Origin of the sequence: Aeromonas sp. FDAARGOS 1409, from assembly GCF_019048705.1 — a bacterium.
Taxonomy (GTDB): Bacteria; Pseudomonadota; Gammaproteobacteria; order Enterobacterales; family Aeromonadaceae; genus Aeromonas; species Aeromonas sanarellii.
Genome location: NZ_CP077395.1, coordinates 4237347 through 4256467, shown reverse-complemented (window position 1 = coordinate 4256467; position 19121 = coordinate 4237347). Strand labels below are relative to the sequence as shown.

General features: G+C 62.9%; 17 protein-coding genes and 1 riboswitch. Of the genes, 14 read left to right on the top strand and 3 right to left on the bottom strand.

The window, feature by feature from the left end:
• Positions 1-9: 9 nt before the first annotated feature.
• Positions 10-639 carry a flagellar basal body P-ring formation chaperone FlgA gene (flgA, locus tag I6L39_RS19680; RefSeq protein ID WP_367948257.1) on the bottom strand — a complete coding sequence of 210 codons (630 nt, stop codon included), beginning with the start codon at positions 637-639 and terminating at the stop codon, positions 10-12.
• 210 nt (positions 640-849) lie between these two features.
• On the opposite strand from flgA, the gene I6L39_RS19675 reads away from it, so the two are divergent.
• The 14 genes from I6L39_RS19675 to mgtE all read left to right on the top strand — a co-directional run bounded on the left by I6L39_RS19675 (position 850) and on the right by mgtE (position 15503).
• Entirely contained in the window at positions 850-1761 is a 912-nt protein-coding gene (locus I6L39_RS19675) for a chemotaxis protein CheV (RefSeq protein ID WP_042076348.1), read from the top strand.
• Between the two features lie 17 nt (positions 1762-1778).
• Positions 1779-2603, top strand: a complete 825-nt coding sequence (locus tag I6L39_RS19670) for a protein-glutamate O-methyltransferase CheR (protein ID WP_042076349.1) — start codon at positions 1779-1781, stop codon at positions 2601-2603.
• Positions 2604-2665: 62 nt separating this feature from the next.
• Positions 2666-3067: a flagellar basal body rod protein FlgB gene (gene flgB, locus I6L39_RS19665; protein ID WP_042076352.1), complete on the top strand. Its 402-nt coding sequence runs from the start codon at positions 2666-2668 to the stop codon at positions 3065-3067.
• Entirely contained in the window at positions 3064-3483 is a 420-nt protein-coding gene (gene flgC, locus I6L39_RS19660) for a flagellar basal body rod protein FlgC (RefSeq protein ID WP_005329775.1), read from the top strand. The genes flgB and flgC overlap by 4 nt, the downstream gene beginning before the upstream one ends.
• Before the next feature lie 84 nt (positions 3484-3567).
• Positions 3568-4305, top strand: a complete 738-nt coding sequence (locus tag I6L39_RS19655) for a flagellar hook assembly protein FlgD (protein WP_042076353.1) — start codon at positions 3568-3570, stop codon at positions 4303-4305.
• A 10-nt stretch (positions 4306-4315) separates the two neighbouring features.
• The gene (gene flgE, locus I6L39_RS19650) at positions 4316-5674 is read left to right on the top strand and encodes a flagellar hook protein FlgE (protein WP_042076354.1); all 1359 of its coding nucleotides are present in this window, start codon (positions 4316-4318) and stop codon (positions 5672-5674) included.
• 145 nt (positions 5675-5819) lie between these two features.
• The gene (locus tag I6L39_RS19645; RefSeq protein ID WP_042076355.1) at positions 5820-6566 is read left to right on the top strand and encodes a flagellar basal body rod protein FlgF; all 747 of its coding nucleotides are present in this window, start codon (positions 5820-5822) and stop codon (positions 6564-6566) included.
• Positions 6567-6580: 14 nt separating this feature from the next.
• Positions 6581-7369, top strand: coding sequence for a flagellar basal-body rod protein FlgG (gene flgG / locus I6L39_RS19640; RefSeq protein ID WP_010675290.1), 789 nt, complete (start codon positions 6581-6583; stop codon positions 7367-7369).
• A 15-nt stretch (positions 7370-7384) separates the two neighbouring features.
• On the top strand, positions 7385-8056 hold the full coding sequence (gene flgH, locus I6L39_RS19635; protein WP_042076358.1) for a flagellar basal body L-ring protein FlgH: 672 nt from the start codon (positions 7385-7387) through the stop codon (positions 8054-8056).
• Positions 8057-8116: 60 nt separating this feature from the next.
• Positions 8117-9214, top strand: coding sequence for a flagellar basal body P-ring protein FlgI (locus I6L39_RS19630; protein ID WP_042076360.1), 1098 nt, complete (start codon positions 8117-8119; stop codon positions 9212-9214).
• Between the two features lie 168 nt (positions 9215-9382).
• Positions 9383-10495 carry a flagellar assembly peptidoglycan hydrolase FlgJ gene (gene flgJ, locus I6L39_RS19625; RefSeq protein WP_216990589.1) on the top strand — a complete coding sequence of 371 codons (1113 nt, stop codon included), beginning with the start codon at positions 9383-9385 and terminating at the stop codon, positions 10493-10495.
• 3 nt (positions 10496-10498) lie between these two features.
• Entirely contained in the window at positions 10499-12487 is a 1989-nt protein-coding gene (locus tag I6L39_RS19620) for a flagellar basal body rod C-terminal domain-containing protein (protein ID WP_216990588.1), read from the top strand.
• Between the two features lie 3 nt (positions 12488-12490).
• On the top strand, positions 12491-13699 hold the full coding sequence (gene flgL, locus I6L39_RS19615; RefSeq protein WP_042076366.1) for a flagellar hook-associated protein FlgL: 1209 nt from the start codon (positions 12491-12493) through the stop codon (positions 13697-13699).
• Positions 13700-13866: 167 nt separating this feature from the next.
• A riboswitch (M-box (ykoK) riboswitch) is annotated at positions 13867-14036 on the top strand.
• A gap of 123 nt (positions 14037-14159) precedes the next feature.
• Positions 14160-15503 (top strand): magnesium transporter, encoded by a 1344-nt coding sequence (gene mgtE, locus I6L39_RS19610; protein ID WP_216990587.1) that lies wholly within the window; start codon positions 14160-14162, stop codon positions 15501-15503.
• Positions 15504-15560: 57 nt separating this feature from the next.
• Here the strand turns inward: mgtE and ppx are convergent, their stop codons facing one another.
• Complete coding sequence (gene ppx / locus I6L39_RS19605; protein ID WP_216990586.1) at positions 15561-17051, bottom strand: exopolyphosphatase; 1491 nt, start codon at positions 17049-17051, stop codon at positions 15561-15563.
• The gene (ppk1, locus tag I6L39_RS19600; RefSeq protein WP_209793019.1) at positions 17041-19110 is read right to left on the bottom strand and encodes a polyphosphate kinase 1; all 2070 of its coding nucleotides are present in this window, start codon (positions 19108-19110) and stop codon (positions 17041-17043) included. The genes ppx and ppk1 overlap by 11 nt, the downstream gene beginning before the upstream one ends.
• Positions 19111-19121 lie beyond the last annotated feature (11 nt).

Below are 19121 nucleotides of genomic sequence, written 5' to 3'. Positions count from 1 at the left end.
ACAAAACAGTCAAAACGTGACCACCACGGATCCCACGGCACTGACCTGGCCCTGCACCGCTCTGCCCGAACGAATGTTGACAAGCCGGATCATGTCTCCGAAGCTGCCATCTTGCAAGGCGCGGGCCATGGTTTTGATCTGCATGCTGCTGTTTTCGGCGACCAGGGTCACCTGATCCCCCTTGCAGACCACGCACACCTGGGTCAGCCGAATGGGTTGGCCGGGTTTGAGCTCGCGCTTGCTGCGTACCCCGACGAGGGCGGCCGGGTCGGTCAGATAGTCGCCGCGGATCAGGGTCTGATCCTGGTAGGCCAGGGTCAGCATGGACTCGCTCAGCACGTCGCCCTTGGCCACAGGGGCCGCCACGGTGACATAGGGCTTCTGGATGCTGACCCGCACCGGCAGGTAGAGGTCCCAGGGTTTGTCTTCTTCACACTTGAGGTAGACGGTGGTGTTGCGGCGGATCTCCATCCTGGACGGGAGGGTGATGGTCAGGGCCTCCTCGCAGCGTGTCAGGGGGAGACGCTCGTCAATGGTCCCGGCTTTCACCTCGGCCTGGGCATCGAGGGGCATATCCAGCTGGCCGAACACGAACTCCTGCGCCTGTTCCTGTAGATAGTCGGTGACCTCGGACGCCATGGCGTGAGACAGGCTGCAAAACGGCAGTAAGATGAGGAAAAGTCTACTAATCATTTTTGCTTACCGGTCGATAAGTTATTCACGTATACCACCGTAGTTAACTATGCTTGCACCAGAATTCGGTTGTCGAAACATCGCTGGTCTGATGCAAGCCAATGTGCATGCATAATAACATGCACGATCAGTGCCAAGCATTTTTAGGGAGTGTTTATGGCGAGTATTCTGGACTCGGTCAACCAGCGAACCCAGTTAGTGGGACAAAACCGGCTGGAGCTGCTGCTGTTTCGTCTCAACGGACGTCAAAGATTTGGCATCAACGTATTCAAGGTACGTGAGGTGCTGCAGTGCCCGCCCTTGACCGTCATGCCCAAGCTCAACTCCTGCATCCGCGGCGTGGCTCACATCCGTGGCCAGACCATCTCGGTGATCGATCTCAGCATGGCGATGGGCAAGCGTCCCATCCAGGACCTCTCCAAGTGCTTCATCATCATCTCCGAGTACAACAGATCCATTCAGGGGTTCCTGGTCCACTCGGTCGAACGCATCATCAACATGAACTGGGAGTCCATCCTGCCGCCACCCAAGGGGGCGGGGCGCATCAACTACATGACCGCCGTCACCGAGGTGGACGGCGAGCTGGTGGAGATCCTGGACGTGGAGCGCATCCTCAACGAGATCTCGCCGGTTTCCACCGAGGTGAGCGCCGAGCTGGTGGAGGCGAGCGTGGAGCACAACCCCCTGGGTCGCCCCGTGCTGGTGGCGGACGACTCCTCGGTGGCGCGCAAGCAGGTGCAGCGGGCGCTGGAGGCGATCGGGGTGCAGTGCGTGCTGGCCAAGGACGGGCGCGAGGCGCTCAACATGCTGCTGGAGATGTCCAGGAACGGCCCCATCAAGGATCAGATCGCCCTGGTGATTTCGGACATCGAGATGCCGGAGATGGACGGCTACACCTTCACCGCCGAGATCCGCAACAATCCCGCCCTCAAGGATTTGCATGTTATCCTGCACACTTCCCTCAGTGGGGTGTTCAATCAGGCCATGGTGCAGAAAGTCGGAGCGAACAATTTTATTGCCAAATTCCAGCCTGATGAATTGGCCAAGGCCGTACAAGGCGCTCTCTAATCAAGAAGAACAACTGCATGAAGACACTTTCGGACGACTTATACAGGCAATTCAGCAATTTTCTGGCGCAACAGAGCGGCATAGTGCTGGGTGACAACAAACAGTATCTGGTCAAGAGCCGCCTGTCGCCCTTGATGACTCAGTTTGGTATCGAGAGTCTGTCTGATCTGGTCACCCGGGCGATGAACGTGCGCGAGCGGGAACTCAAGATGGCCGTGGTGGATGCCATGACCACCAACGAGACCCTGTGGTTTCGCGATACCTATCCGTTCCAGTTGCTGAGCGACAAGATTTTCCCCGAACTCGGCAAGAGCGGTCGTCCCATCAAGATCTGGTCCGCCGCCTCCTCGTCCGGGCAGGAGCCGTACTCCATTGCCATGACGGCGCTGGAGCAGCAGGTCAAGCGACCGGGCACCCTGCCGGGCGGGGTGCAGATAGTGGGGACCGACATCTCCAGCACCATGCTCAACCAGTGCAAGGAGGGGGTCTATGACAGCCTGGCACTGGCCCGGGGCCTCTCCCCCGAGCGCAAGCGGCTGTTCTTCGAGCCCTGCGGCGACAACAAGATGCGGGTATCGGAGCGTGTCAGAAAATTGACCAGCTTCCGTCCCCTGAACCTGCTGGAGAGCTACAGCCTGCTCGGCAAGTTTGACATCATCTTCTGTCGCAACGTGCTCATCTACTTCGCCCCCGAGGTGAAGTCCAAGATCCTCAACCAGTTCGCCGGCAGCCTCAACCCTGGCGGCTATCTGATGCTGGGGGCCTCGGAGTCCCTGGCCGGTCTCACCGACAAGTTCGAGATGATCCGCTGCAACCCCGGCATCGTCTACAAGGTCAAATAACCCTCCTTATATCCCTCTTTGGCACACCTCTTGCTAAACATTCGTGAAGCAGGAGGTGTGCTATGGCAATTTCATTCGACAAGGCATTTGGTGTTCACCAGTACACGCTGAGCGTGCGCGCCAAGCGTGCCGAGGTGTTGTCCAGCAACATCGCCAATGCGGATACACCGGGCTTCAAGGCCCGTGACATCGACTTCTCCCAGGCGCTGCAACAGGCCCAGAGCCGGCAAGGGTTCGGGCTCAGCACCACCAGCGAGAAGCACTTCGCCTTGCAGATGGATGCGCCCGGGTCTACCCAGTACCGCAATCCCCTGCAACCGGATACCGGTGACGGCAACACGGTGGACGTGCAGCAGGAGCGCAGCGAGTTTCTGCGCAACAGCCTCGAATACCAGGCCTCCCTCGAGTTCATGAACGGCAAGATAAGCGGCCTGCTCAAGGCACTGAAAGGAGAGCAAGGATGAGTTTGTTCAAGGTCTTTGACATTGCAGGCTCCGCCATGAGCGCGCAGTCCGTTCGCCTCAACACGGTGGCGAGCAACATGGCCAACGCCGACAGCGTCAGCTCCAGCGTGGAAAAAACTTACCACGCCAGGCGGCCAGTGTTTGCCGCCCAGCTGGATCAGGCCATGTCCGACAAGCAGGCCTCGGTGGGGGTGGACGTGAAAGGTATCGTCGAGAGCGATGCCCCCCTGCTCAAGGAGTACAACCCGAACCACCCCATGGCGGACAAGGATGGCTTCATCTTCAAGCCCAACGTCAACATGGTGGAGGAGATGGCGGACATGATCGCCGCCTCCCGCAGCTACCAGACCAATGTCCAGGTGGCCGATGCGGCCAAGAAGATGCTGCAGCAGACGCTCGGCCTCGGCAAGTCCTGATAGAGGTGAACCCAGATGACAGAGACCCGTGACCGCCTGTTCGGCCTACGCCGGGCATCGCAAGCCCTAGAGGGGGAAGCATAAGTGGCAGATACCTATGACAGCCTGCTGGGTGTCAACCGGACGACGTCGGCCCAGACCAGTACGGTCAACACCAGCACGCAGAAAAAGGAGCTGGATCAGGAGTCCTTCCTGAAGCTGCTGACCATGCAGCTCTCCTATCAGGATCCGTTCAAGCCGGTGGACAACGCCCAGATGTTGTCCCAGATGACCTCGATGTCAACCTCCCAGGGGATCAGCAGCCTCTCCACCCAGATGGAGAGCCTCAACAGCCTGATGACCTCGAGCCAGGCGCTCCAGGCGTCGGCCCTGGTGGGCCAGAACGTGCTCATCCCCTCCAACACGGGGTATGTGGAGAAGGGAGGCACCCTCTCCGGCGTCATCGCCACCGGAGACGGCGGCAGCAACATCAAGGTGACGGTGAAGGACGAGAGCGGCCAGGTGGTCAAGGAGTTCTCCCTCGAGGGGGACCACAAGGGGAACGTGGCCTTCGAGTGGGATGGCAAGGACAAGTCCGGCAATGCGGCCAAGAGCGGCAAGTATTCGATAGAAGCGCACGCCACCGTGGATGGCAAGTCGGAGAGCGTACCCGCCCTGACTTACGCCAAGGTGGAGAGCGTCACCCTGGGTACGAGCACCAATCCCAGCACCCTGAAGCTCAAGGGGCTGGGCGGCATCTACCTGACCGATGTATTGGAAATTGGCGGGACGGGCGGCAAGTCGACCACGACCCCGGCCTCGACCTCTAACGCAGTGATCTAAGGAGAAAGACATGTCATTCAACAATGCCCTCAGCGGCATCAATGCGGCTCAAAAAGACCTGAACGTCACCGCGAACAACATTGCCAACGTCAACACCACTGGCTTCAAGGAGTCCCGCGCCGAGTTCGCCGACGTCTATGCCAACTCCATCTTCGTCAACGCCAAGACCCAGGTCGGCAACGGGGTGGCGACGGGGGCGGTGGCGCAGCAGTTCCACCAGGGGGCGCTGCAATTCACCAACAACGCGCTGGATCTCGCCATCCAGGGCAACGGCTTCTTCGTGACCTCGGACGGCCTTTCCAACCTGGATCGCACCTACACCCGCGCCGGTGCCTTCAAGCTCAACGAAAACAGCTACATGGTCAGCAACTCCGGCGGCTATCTGCAGGGCTACGAGATCAACGCAGACGGCACCCCCAAGGCGGTGAGTATCAACGCGACCAAGCCCATCCAGATCCCGGACCGGGCCGGTGAACCGGTCCAGACCTCGACGATCGAAGCGAGTTTCAACCTGCCCTCCACCGCCTCGCCGCTGGCCGCGGGCAACGGCGCCGCCGATGCCTCCAAGTTCGACCCCAAGGACTCGGACACCTACTCCTCCTCCACCTCGGTGGTGGTCTACGACTCCCTGGGTGAGCCCCACACCATCACCCAGTACTTCGTGAAAGAAGCCGACCCGGCCGACACGACCCAGGCGGCGGTGCCGACCGCCTGGCGCATGTACCTCTATCAAGGCGACAAGCCCATCGACATCGCGGGCGGTGTGGCCACCACCATGGCCACCGGTGTCAGCCAGGCGCCCCTGAGCGCGCGGGTGACCTTCGACGCCTCCGGCAAGATGGTCACCCCCACCACTCCGGCGGTCATCAAGACCGAGCAGCTGGGGGCGGCGGGGGCCGGCATCATCACCAATGGCGCCGACGGTACCCAGGAGATCGAGCTCAAGCTCGGCACCGTGACCCAGTACGCCTCGCCGTTCGAAGTCAACAAATTGACCCAGGACGGTTCCACCGTCGGCCGCCTGACCAAGGTGGAGATCACCGCGGACGGCATAGTCTCCGCCACTTACAGCAACGCCACCACCGTCAAGGTGGCCATGGTGGCCATGGCCAAGTTCGCCAACTCCCAGGGGCTGACTCAGGTGGGCGACACCTCCTGGCGCCAGTCCCTGCTCTCCGGCGATGCCCTGCCCGGCACCCCGAACTCGGGCACCTTCGGCTCCATCAAGTCGTCGGCCCTGGAGCAGTCCAACGTGGATTTGACCACAGAGCTGGTGGACCTCATCACCGCCCAGCGCAACTTCCAGGCGAACTCCCGTTCTCTGGAGGTGAACAGCTCCCTGCAGCAGAACATACTGCAGATCCGCTAAGGTGTTTGTGGTTCCAAGGGGCGCTTCGGCGCCCCTTGTCGTCTCAGCGCCGCGCTTTTTCCCTCGCCTCCGTCGCCGTGTTTCTCTCTCTTGGCATTCAACTTGCAGTTCCCCCGCGAGAGTCATCAGTTTGACGGAGGATCCCATGGATCACCTGCTTTACATCGCCATGTCCGGGGCCAAGGAGAACATGAACAGCCTGGCTGTGCGTGGCAACAACCTGGCCAACGCCAACACCATCGGCTTCAAGTCTGACTTCGAGCAGGCGCGCAGCATGCAGGCGTTCGGCGAGGGGCTGCCCACCCGGGTGTTCGCCATGACCGAGCGGCCGGGCCAGAACCTGCAGCACGGCATGCTGATGACCACGGGGCGGGATCTTGACGTCGCCGTCGACGGTCCTGGCTGGATTGCGGTGCAGGATCCCAACGGTGCGGAGGCCTACACCCGCATGGGCAACCTGCAGCTCAACGCCGCCGGCAACCTGCAGACCTCCACCGGTCTGAACGTGGTGGATGACGCCGGCCAGCCCATAGTGCTGCCGCTGCCCATGGAGAAGATCGAGATCAACCGTGACGGCACCATCAGCGGTCGCCCCGAGGGGGCTGCCGCCAACCTGCCTGAGGATTTCCAGCGCATCAAGCTGGTCAACCCGGCGGGGGATGCGGTGGAGAAGGGTCAGGATGGCCTGTTCCGCCGCAAGGATGGCCAGCGGGAGGCCGCGTCTGCCGAGGTGGGCCTGATCGCCGGCTCCCTCGAGGGGAGCAACGTCAACGTGGTCGACGAGATGACCAACCTCATTCGCCTGCAACGTCAGTTTGAAACTCAGGTCAAGATCATGAAGACCGCCGAGGAAAACGACGAGGCCCAAACCCAGCTGCTGCGTATCAGCTAATCAAGGAGCACACCATGAATCCTGCACTCTGGATCAGCAAGACCGGCCTGGATGCCCAGCAGACCAACATCTCGGTCACCTCGAACAACCTGGCGAACGCCAGCACCGTGGGCTACAAGAAGGCCCGCGCCATCTTCGAGGATCTGCTCTATCAGAACATCAACCAGCCAGGTGGCCGCTCTTCGGCTGACACCGAACTGCCCTCCGGCCTGATGCTGGGGGCGGGGGCCAAGGTGGTCGCCACCCAGAAGAACCACAGCCAGGGCAACGTCCAGACCACGGACAACTCCCTGGATCTGATGATCAGCGGCCGCGGCTACTTCGAAATCCAGCTGCCGGACGGCAGCGCGGCCTACACCCGCAACGGCCAGTTCACCCTGAACGACGAGGGCACCATAGTCACCCCGGGCAACGGCTATCCGCTGCAACCGGAGATCCAGATCCCCGAGAACGCCCAGAGCGTCACCGTGGGGGAGGATGGCCAGGTCTCGGTCCAGCTCAAGGGGGACGGCCAGTCCCAGGTGGTGGGCCAGATCAACACCACGGACTTCGTCAACCCCACCGGCCTGCAGCCCATGGGGGAGAACCTCTTCCTCGAGACCCAGTCCAGCGGCGCCCCCATTCAGGGGACTGCCGGTGCGGACGGGCTAGGGGTCATCAAGCAGGGGATGCTGGAGACCTCCAACGTCAACGTGACCGAGGAGCTGGTGAACCTGATCCAGGCCCAGCGGGTGTACGAGATGAACTCCAAGGTCATCTCGGCGGTGGACTCGATGATGTCCTTCCTGACCCAGCGTACCTGACGTAGGAGAGCCATGATGAAAGCCATATGGATGCTGGGCCTGCTGACCCTGGCGGGTTGTGCCAGTACCCCCAACACCCCCAAGCCCGACGATCCGGAATTTGCTCCCGTCTACGGCGAATCCGAGCCGGTGTCGGTGCGCCCGACCGGGGCCATCTTCCAGCCCGAGCAGGTCAACGGCATCTACTCGGACATCAAGGCCCACAAGATAGGTGACATCATCACCATCGAGCTGGCGGAGTCGACCTCGGCGTCGAAGAAGGCCAACACCCAGAGCGGCAAGGACAACAGCTTCGATCTGTCGCCGGTGAGCCTGGGCGGGGTGCCGGTGACGGCGAGCCCCTACAACCTTTCCGCCTCCGTCGATCAGAGCAGCGCGTTCAAGGGGCAGGCCAAGGCGGACCAGAGCAACAGCCTGCAGGGCAACATCTCGGTCAGCGTGGTCAAGGTGCTGCCGAACGGCAACCTGCTGGTGCGCGGCGAGAAGTGGATCATGCTCAACAACGGCAACGAATACATCCGCATCACCGGTCTGGTGCGTCCGGAGGACGTCAGCTCCGAGAACAGCGTGTCGTCCCAGAAGGTGGCCAATGCCCGCATCCATTACGGCGGGACCGGCGATCTGGCCAACACCCAGGAACAGGGGTGGCTGACCAGCTTCTTCAACGGTCCCTGGTGGCCCATTTAAGACTCGACAGCCCGGATCGCCAAGCCGATCCGGGCCACAGTGGTTTCGTTAGGAGATGTCATGAACCGATTCCGTCTGCTTGCCCTGCTGTGCTGCCTGTTGCCGCTCGGGCTGGCGCACGCGTCCCGCATCAAGGATCTCGCCTCGGTGGAAGGGGTGCGCAGCAACCAGCTGATCGGTTACGGTCTGGTGGTGGGTCTGCCCGGCACGGGTGAGAAGAACAACGCCTTCACCGAGCAGACCTTCAGGACCATGCTCAACAACTTCGGCATCAAGGTGCCGGACAACATCAAGCCCAAGATCAAGGACGTGGCGCCGGTGGCGATCCACGCGGATCTGCCTCCCTTCTCCAAGCCGGGCCAGACCATAGACGTCACCGTCTCCGCCATCGGCGAGGCGAAGAGCCTGCGGGGCGGCACCCTGCTGCAGACCTTCCTCAAGGGGCTGGACGGCCGCGTCTATGCGGTGGCCCAGGGCAGCCTGGTGGTCGGGGGCCTGGGGGCCGAGGGGGCTGACGGTTCCAAGGTGGTGATCAACACCCCGACCGTGGGGCGCATCGCCAACGGGGCGACCGTGGAGCGGGAAGTACCGAACTCCTTCAGCCAGGGGGATACCATCACCTTCAACCTGAACCGGCCCGACTTCACCACCGCCCGTCGGGTGGCCGACGTGGTCAACGATCTGGTGGGGCCCAATACCGCCCAGGCGCTGGATGCCACCTCCATCAAGGTGTTTGCGCCGCGGGATCCGGCCCAGCGGGTCTCCTACCTCTCCACCATAGAGAACCTGGAGGTGGATCCGGCGAGCGAGTCCGCCAAGATCATCGTGAATTCCCGCACCGGCACCATCGTCATCGGCAGCGAGGTCAGGCTGCGTCCGGCCGCCATCAGCCACGGCGGCCTGACGGTCACCATCGCCGAGAACCAGCAGGTCTCCCAGCCCAATCCGCTGGCGGGCGGGCAGACGGCGGTCACCAACAACTCCACCATCAACGTGCAGCAGGATCCGGGGCGGATGTTCAAGTTCGATACCGGCGCGACCCTGGACGACCTGGTGCGGGCGGTGAACCAGGTGGGGGTGGCCCCCGGCGATCTGATGGCGATCCTGGAGGCCCTGCAGCAGGCAGGCGCCATCCAGGGCCAGCTGGTCATTCTGTAATGAGGGATGGCAATGCCGCCTCGGGCGGCACCTCCGGCAGGGCCAGCTGGTCATTCTGTAATGAGGGATGGCAATGCCGCCTCGAGCGGCACCTCCGGCAGGGCCAGCGGGTCATTTTGTAACATCTTGAGCGGCAAGAGGTTGCCACGGGCGGCAAAGAGGTAGGTTATGGCAGAGTTCGACACCCAGAGCGGTATCAATCTTGGCATGGTGCAGGACGTCCAGAACCTGGACAAGCTGCGCCGGATGAGCCAGAGCAAGGAGGGGCAGCAGGGGGCCCTGATGGCGGCGGCCCGCCAGTTCGAGTCCATCTTCACCCAGACCCTGTTCAAGGGGATGCGCCAGGCCAACTCGGTGCTGACCGAAGGCAACCCGATGAACAGCAGCTACACCCAGTTCTATGAAGGGATGCTGGACGAGCAGCGGGTTGCCGACATGTCGAGCAAGGGGGGCCTCGGCATCGCCGAAATGGTGGCCAGGCAGCTCTCTCCTGACAAGACCTTCACCCATCAGGATGGGCGCGTGCTCAAGCTGCCCGAGCGCACCGAGCGGGTCTACAAGCCCTATCAGCCCCCCAGTGCTTCCAACGATCTGATCGCCGCCTCCAAAGTTGGCAAAGATTTTGCTGATAACGAAATGAAGAGCGAGATGAAGGGTGAGCTGGCTGGGGCCGAGCATCGTCTGGCCCCGCCCCGGCGTCCCCACCGCACCGTGCCGCCCATGGGCACGGGCCAGCGGGCGCCGGCCCTGGACGGGAGCACCAAGGTGTTCGACAGTCCGGAGGAGTTCGTCGACAGGCTGATGCCGCTCGCCAAGAAGGCGGCGGACAAGCTGGGGCTGAGCCCGGCGGTGCTGGTGGCCCAGGCCGCCCTCGAGAGTGGCTGGGGCAAGCGGGTGATCAAGGACGGGGAGGGGCAGATAACCCACAACCTGTTCGGCATCAAGGCCGATCCGCGCTGGGAAGGGCCCAAGGCGGTGGTGAGCACCCTGGAGTACGAGCAGGGGGTGGCCTCGCGCCAGAAGGCGGCGTTCCGCTCCTACGAGTCGTTTGAAGAGAGCTTCAACGACTACGTGGACTTCCTGACCTCGGGGACCCGCTACAAGGGTGCCCTGGCCAAGGTGGACAGCCCGGACAGCTATTTCGAGGCGCTGCAGCAGGCCGGTTATGCCACCGACCCCCAGTACGCCAGGAAACTTAAACAAGTGTTGCGCAGTGATGCCATCGCCGGCTACTCGATGCCCGGCAGCACTGCGACCAGGAACACAGAGATGGAGCTGTAAGCTATGGCAAGCGATCTGCTTGGAATCGGTACCTCGGGTGTGTTGGCCCAGCAGCGACTGCTGCAGACCACCAGCAACAACATCGTCAACGTCAATAGCCAGGGCTATGTACGTGAACGCACCCTGATCTATACCAATTCCGTCGGATTGGGGACGGGAGACATGGTGAGCGAGCGCATCATCAACGCCTATGCCCAGGCCGAGATGCGCCGGGATACCTCCATCTATCAGGCCTCCAGCACCCGCTACGATCAGCTCTTCCAGCTCGACAGCCTGCTCGGCGATGTCAGCAACAGCGTGGGCACCACCATCACCTCCTACTTCAAGGCCTTCCATACCGCCAACGAGTCGCCGTCCGAGATCGGGGGGCGCAAGACGACCCTGAGCGAGCTGGGCGGCATGGTGGACAGATTCCACACCCTCTCCGCCCAGCTCGACAAGCAGGGGGACACCATCAGCGCCACCATCAGCGACGAGACGGACAGGGTGAACAGCCTGCTCAATAGCATCAACGATCTGAACCAGGCCATCATCCGCACCCAGGGCACGCCGGAGGAGAACCTGATGCTGTTCGATCAGCGGGACGAGGCCATCCGCCAGCTCTCCGAGAAGATGGAGATCCGCACCGTGACCCAGCCCAACGGCAGCATGCTGGTGAACATGAGCACGGGGCACTCCCTGGTGCTGGACGGCGGCGTGGCCCAGTTCAAGGTGGTGGCGGGCAACCCGGACTCCCGGGACGTCACGCTGCAACTGACTCTGGGGGCCAACCAGGCCGACGTCAACGACAAGGATGTGGGGGGGGCCATCGGCGGCCTCTTCACCGCGCGCCGGGATCTGGAACCGGCCAAGCGGGAGCTCGGGCAGCTGGCGGTCGCCTTGGCCGACGCCATGAACCAGCAGAACCGGCTGGGGATGGATCTGGACAACGAGCTCGGTGGGGATCTCTTCTCCCTCGGCGCTAGCGATGGCCTGCCCTACAGCCAGAATACCGGCAGCGGCGCCGCCAAGGTGAACTTCGTCCCCGGCAAGGGAACGGAAGTGACCACCTTCGACTACGAGGTGCAGTTCAGCAGCGCCACCGGCTATGAGGTGTTCTCCATCGACGGTAGCGGCAAGCGTACCTCGCTGATGACCGGCACCACGCCCCCCGCCACGTTCGAGGTGGCGGGGCACGGCATCGAGATCGATCTCTCCGGCACCCCGGCCGCCGGCGACAAGATAGCGCTGCAACCCACCCGGCATGCCGCCGCCAACCTCGAGGCCGCGATCACCCGGCCAGAGGACATCGCGCTGGCTTCCCCCATCAAGGCGGACAAGAACGCCCAGAACCTGGGCTCGGGTGAAATCAAGCTGAGCAGTGTCTACAACACGGGGACGGGCTCGGGCTTTGGCGCCAACAACCTGGATCCGAGCGCTCCCCAGGTCATCAAGATCGACGGCAGCGGCAACTACGAGGTCTACGACAAGAACAACAACCTGCTCGGCGTGGCCCCGGCGTCCAGCAAGGGACAGAACCTGATGTCCGTCCTCGAGATGCCGTTGGGGACGCCCATAGTGCCAGCCCTGACCCCGGGCTATGACTTCAGCATCACCGGCAAGGTGGAGGCCAACGACAGTTTCACCCTGAGCTACAACAAGGACGGTTTCGCCGACAACGCCAACGGCCTGGCGCTGGCGGAGCTGCAGAACAAGGAGCTGGTGCGCAAGAACAACAACGCCGCCACCAGCAACGACAAGATGACCTTCAACGACGCCTACTCCGGGCTGGTGAGCGGGATCGGCAACAAGACCAGCCAGGCCAAGACCCTGCTGCAGGCCAACGAGGCCAAGCTGACCCAGAGTACCGGCATCTACGAGAGCGTCTCCGGGGTCAACCTGGAGGAGGAGGCGGCCAACCTCATCCGCTTCCAGCAGTCCTATGCGGCCTCGGCCCAGATAGTGAACACCGCCAAGACCATCTTCGACACCCTGCTCTCCTCCGTGAGGTAAGTCATGCGCATCACCACCAACATGATCTACGACCGCAACCTGGCCACCATGAGCAAGGTGAGCGAGCGTCAGAACACCGCCTACAACCAGCTGATGACGGGGGAGAAGTTCACCCGTGCCGGCGAGGATCCCTCCGGCATGAGCCAGAAGATGGCGCTGACCAAGGAGATCGATCTCTTCAAGCAGTACGGCGTCAACGGCAGCCTGCTGGAGAACAGCCTGGGCCACGAGGATACGGTCCTCACCTCCATCAACAACGCCATGCTGAGCGCCCAGACCCTGATCCAGAAGGCGAACAACTCCGCCATGGGCGCCGAGGAGCGCAGCGCCATCGCAAGCGAATTGGAGGGGCTGCAAAAGCAGATGTTCGACCTGATGAACAGCAAGAACTCCCAGGGGGAGTTCATCTTCGGCGGCAACCAGAGCAAGACCCAGCCCTTCGTCAAGGATGCCAGCGGCAACTACGTGTTCCAGGGGGACACGGGTCAACGCAGCATCCAGGTCTCTCCCACGGTCAAGATCCCGGCGAACGACTCCGGTTTCGATCTGTTCGAGATGGTGGCGACCCGGCGCACCGCCAGCGCCACCAGCGCCAACATCCAGGTGGGGGTGGGGGATCAGGGCAACTTCGAGAGCTTCTATCGCAACAACTACGATCCTTCGCTCGCCAGCAACCAGTTCACGGTCGACACCCTGGTGGGGCCGCCGGATACCTACGAGATCCGTGACAGTGGCGGCACCCTGCTGCAGAGCGGCGACTATGTGGCGGGCAACAAGATCGCCTTCAACGGGCTGGAGCTGACCCTGGATCTGCCCGCGGGGTCCGCCACCCAGACCTTCGCGCTGGATACGCCGAAGAACGACAGCATCCTCAACGGCATGTCCGACTTCATCTCGGCCCTGCGGGATCCCAGCCTACCGGCAAGCGACTTCCAGCTGGCGGTGGCCGATGCCACCACCCATATGAACAACGCCAGGACCCAGGTGGACAGGGGACAGGGGGAAGTGGGCAGCCGGCTCAACAGCCTGGAGCAGGTGATGAGCTCGAACGATGGCCTCAGTACCCTGAACCAGCAGGCGAGGGCCAAGGTCTCGGAGGCCGACATGTACGAGGTGATCGCCACCCTCTCCAAGGAGGATGCGGCCATGAGTGCCTCCCAGCTCGCCTTCAGCAAGATAAGCAAGCTCACCCTGTTCGACTATATCCGCTGATTTGTCCCTTGACCGCACGCTCCCCCGTGGCCCGGCCCGGGGGAGCCGTCATTTCATGCTCCTTCCCGCAATTTGTAACAACCCGTTGCAGGCGTCCTGATTGCCTTGACTCGACTCGCGCCTGGGCCGATGATGCCGCCCGCACGGCCCCGCCGTGCGCATCATTCGCAGCATCTCGTTAGGCGAGGCTCCTGCATAAACACAGGCCACTGATCTCACGACGTCCAGAGACGCCCAAGATCAGGACAGTTTTCATCGGATTAAGGTGTCAACCCAAGTGGCTTCCGGCGCGCCGGATACGTTATGCAGTGCTAAAGCTGGTACGTGGGGATGAAGACACGCCGGACGGCGTCATTTCCTGCCTGTTACTCGTCAATCAAATTGCTGTTTTCTTGCAAACGGCAGCCGGCATGACCGGTTGCTCCCGGGCCCGACCCGGGATCACATGAGGACATCTGTGATGAAGAAAACACACACCCTGCTCAACCGTCATCAACTGCTCGATCCTATCGCCCTGCGTAGCTGGCTGGCGCGCAACCAGGACCCGGTCCAGCGCGCCGATCAGCTGCTGACCCTGCGCCCGGAAGAGCTCAACTGCATCTTCGATACCCTGCCTGTCCCCGAGGGGGCCGCCCTGCTCGGCTCCCTGCCCGCGGAGTGCGCCGGCCATCTGCTGCTCAGGCTCCATGGCAGCATCCTCGGGGGCCTGCAGGGGGCCATCGCGCGCCGCGACCTGCTGACCATGCTGCGCCGGCTCGATGAAGAGGATCGCAGCACCCTGCTCGCTCGTCTGCCCGAGCCCCCACGGGATGCCCTGCGGTCGCTGCTGGCCTGGCCGAGCGAGTCGGTTGGTGCCAACATGCGCCACGAGTACCTGGCCGTGGCGGCAGAGGCGACGGTGGAGAGCGCCAAACAGCTGATCCACGGCGCCTGGGACCAGGCCCAGCTGTTCGGCCAGCTCTATGTGGTCGACGGCGAGCGGCGCCTGCAGGGCAGCGTCTCCCTCAAGTCGCTGCTGATCGCCGATCCTCTGCGGCCCGTGAGCGAGCTGATGGAGCGGGAGGCGGTGCGCATCAACGCCCGGGCGGATCGGGAGCTGGCGGCCCGCCTGCTCATCGACCGCGACCTCTCGACCCTGCCGGTGGAAGATCAGGGTCGTCTGGTGGGGGTCTTCCACGTGGATGACGCCGCCGACATCCTGGAGCTCGAATCCACCGAGGATGCGGAGCTGCAGGGGGGCTCATCTCCCCTGGATACTCCCTATCTGCAGGCCACTCCCTGGCAGCTGTGGCGCAAGCGGGTGGGCTGGCTGCTGATCCTGTTCGTGGCGGAAGCCTACACAGGCACAGTGCTGCGGGCCTTCGAGGAGCAGCTGGAGGCGGCCATCGCCCTGGCCTTCTTCATCCCGCTCTTGATCGGCACCGGGGGCAACAGCGGCACCCAGATCACCACCACGATCGTGCGTGCCATGGCGGTGGGGGAGGTGAGCCTGAAGAACCTCGGCACCGTGCTGAAAAAAGAGATCTCCACCGGCCTGCTCATCTCGGCGGCCATCGCCCTGGCCGCCTGGGTGCGGGCCTGGAGCTTAGGCGTGGGCCCGGAGATCGGCATGGTGGTGACCCTCACCATCATCGCCATCGTGCTCTGGAGCGCCACCGTCGCCTCGGTGATCCCCATGGTGCTGCGCCGTTTTCGCATCGATCCGGCGGTGGTCTCGGCGCCCTTCATCGCCACCCTGGTGGATGGCACCGGCCTCATCATCTACTTCGAGATAGCCAAGCTGATCCTGCCGGACCTGCAGTGAGACCGGCAGAAAATCAAAAGGCAGCCATCGGCTGCCTTTTTCGTCTGAGTCCGACCCTTACCCGAGCTGGAACAGCAGAGGCCAGCCCTGCTCCTGGCAGTAGCGGTGCTCCTTCTCCAGGTTCTGCATCAGGAGCCGGTTCTCGTCGCACCAGTCGAGCGGCAGGGTGACCACCAGCTGATCGCCGGCGGCCTGCACGTTCCACTCGGGCAGCAGGTTGTCCTGGCGCCTGTGGTGGGCCGCCACCGCGAGGCGCAGGATGCGGATGCAGCGCAGCACCGTCTGCTCGTCGTGGTTCGGCAGGGCGGGCAGTTCGGAGAGCTTGAGCCCCTTGCGCTGGAAGCGCACCAGGGCCGCCAGCAGGGCCTGATCGTCCTGGTTGAAACCGGGCAGGTCGGTGTTTTGCAGGATATAGGCGGAGTGGCGGTGAATGCCGCTGTAGTTGATGGCGAGGCCGATTTCGTGCAGCCGGGCCGCCCAGCCGAGGATGGCGCGATAGGGCTCCTCCGGCATCTCCCAGGGGCCGCTCAGGGCATCGAACAGGGAGAGAACGCTCTGCTCCACCCGGGTGGCCTGGCGCTTGTCGATGCGATAGTGGGTGGAGAGGGCCAGGGCGGTGCGCTCGCGGATGTCGTGGTGCTGCAGCCGCTCCTCGAACTCGTAGAGCAGTCCCTCGCGCAGGGCGCCGTCGGAGTACTCCATCCGCTCGATGGGCAGGGAGGTGAAGAGCCCGAGCAGGATGGCCACCGCGGCGGCGAACACCCCCTGGCGCTCCTCGGTGAGGCCCGCCAGCTTGAGCTGGTCGACCCGCTTGTGCTTGAGCATCTCGGTCTTGAGGCGCTCCAGGCCCGCCAGGGTGATGGCGCCATCGGTCCACTCCTCCCCCTGCAAGACGTCGCGCACGGTGCGAATGGAGCCGGAGCTGCCGAGACAGCTCTGCCAGCCGAGCTTGCGGTACTGGTTGATGATGGGGGCGAGCTGGTGCTGGGCCTCCAGCACGGCGTTGTTGAAGGCCTTCTCGCCGAGCTTGCCGTTGGCAAAGAAGCTCTGGGTGAAGCTGACGCAGCCCATCTTGCGGCTGGTGAGGGCCTTAGGCTCGAACCCCTCGCCGATGATGAGTTCGGTGCTGCCGCCACCGATGTCCACCACCAGCACCTGGCCCTCGATGTGCTGGGTATGGGCGACCCCCTGATAGATGAGGCGCGCCTCCTCCTGGCCGCTGATGATCTCGATGGGGTGGTTGAGCACCTTGGCCGCCTCGCTCACAAAGGCGCGGGCGTTGCTGGCCCGGCGCAGTGTGTAGGTGCCGGCGATGCGGATCTGATCCGGCTTGATGTTGGTGAGGCGCTCGGCGAACAGGGCGAGGCAGTCGAGGCCCCGGGCCATGGCCTCGTCCGACATCCGGCGCTGCTCGTCCATCCCCTCCGCGAGGCGCACCCGCTCCTTGATGCGATCGACGAGCTGCATCCGCCCCTCGTTGAGACGGGCGATGACCATGTGGAAGCTGTTCGACCCCAGATCGACAGCGGCGTACAGACTATTGTCCATGGTTTGACTCTATGCGTTTGAGGTAGTCGTATATCGCGACCTGGGAACGGACCTTGCGGCGGTTGCCCCGCTTCACGTACTCGTTCTTCTGATCGGCATCGATGACCCGCGCCTTGCAGGTGTCGCCGAGCTGCAGCTCGAGGATGTCGAGGATGCGCTGCTTGAGCCGCTCGTCATAGATGGGGGTACCCACCTCGATGCGACCGTCGATGTTGCGGCTCATCCAGTCCGCGCTGGAGATATAGAGCTGGGGGTTGCCCTTGTTATGGAACACCATGACGCGAGGGTGCTCGAGGAAGCGGTCGATGATGCTGATCACCCTGATGTTGTCGCTCAGGCCAGGCACCCCGGGGCGCAGGGCGCACATGCCGCGGATGATCATCTGGATGGGCACCCCGGCCTGGCCGGCGGCATAGAGCCGGTTGATGAGGTCTCTGTCCACCAGGTTGTTGATCTTGAGGGTGATGCCGCTGGGTTGCCCCGCCTTGGCGTTGGCCAGCTCGTTGTCGATGAGGCGATAGAGCTGGCGGCGGCTGTTGATGGGGGAGACCAGCAGGTGGTTGAACTTGTAGCGCCGGTACGGGTATTCGATGTACTCGAACACGCTCTCCACCTCGGCGGTGATGTCCGGGTGGCGGGTCAGCAGGGAGAAGTCGGTGTAGATCTTGGCGGTCTTCTCGTTGAAGTTGCCGGTCCCGATATGGGCGTAGCGCACCGCCTCGCCGTTCTCGTGGCGGGTGATGAGGCAGAGCTTGGAGTGGATCTTGAGGCTGGGCACCCCGAACACCACCTTGACCCCCGCATCGGTCAGGATGTTGGCCCAGTCGATGTTGGCCGCCTCGTCGAAGCGGGCGCGCAGCTCCACCACCACGGTCACCTTCTTGCCGTTGTTGGCGGCGTCGATGAGGGAGTGGATGATCCGCGATTTCTTGGCGACCCGGTAAATATTGATGCGAATGGCACTGACCGCCGGGTCAAACGCCGCCTGGCGCACCAGCTCCGTGAAGTGGTGGAACTTGTGATACGGGTAGTAGAGCAGTATGTCCTGCCGGGTGATGGCGTCGAAGGCGTTGACGAAGCCGTCGAAGTCGCGGCAGTCCAGGGCTGGCAGCTTGGGGTTCTCCAGGTATTCCCGGCCCACGTTGGGGAAGCCGATGAAGTCCTTGAAGTTGTGATAGCGCCCGCCCGGCATGATGGCGTCGTAGGAGCTGATCTGCAGCTTGAGCTTGAGGAAGCTTATCATGGCCGCGGGCATCTCCCGCTCGTAGACGAAGCGCACCGGCATGGCGGTAAGGCGCTGCTTCAGGCCGTCACTCATCTTGTCCACCAGGCTGAGGTCCAGCTGGTCGGAGAGATCGTATTCGGCGTCCCGGGTCAGCTTGACCGCGTAGGCCGCTATCTCGTCGTAGTCGAAGAAGCCCTTGAAGATCTCGTCCAGACAGAAGCGGATGACGTTGTCGAGGATGATGATCTGCTTCTTGCGGCGCGTCCCCTCCGGCGGCAGCTGGAAGAAGCGGGGCAGATCGTCGGTCGGCACCTCCACCAGGGCGTACTGGATCACCTGGCCGTTCTTCTTCATCTCGATGGCGAGGTAGGTGTGCTCGTCTTTCAGGAACTTGACCGGGTTGACCTCCTTGTTGAGCAGGATGGGGATGATGTGGCGCAGCACCTTCTCCCGGAAGAAGACCCGCAGCCACTGCTGGATGGCATCGGAGAGCTGGTTCTCGTTCACCAGGAAGATGTTGTGGCGGGCCAGCGCGAGCAATAGCTCCTTGTAGGTGTTGTCGAACGCCTCGCCGAGCGCCATCACCTTCTGCTGGATGGCCCGCAGCAGTACCTTGGCCTCGTCATCGCCGCCGTGCACCTCGTTGATGAGGATGCGGCGCTTGACGTCCGATACCCGTACCTTGAAAAACTCGTCCTGGTTGGAGGAGAAGATCCCGAGGAAACGGACCCGCTCGATGAGCGGAACCGTCTTGTCCATGGCTTCTTGCAACACCCGTTCATTGAATGAGAGCCAACTCAGCTCTTTCTCTTCATACTGCCTGTCGGTGCTCATCTGGTGCCTCT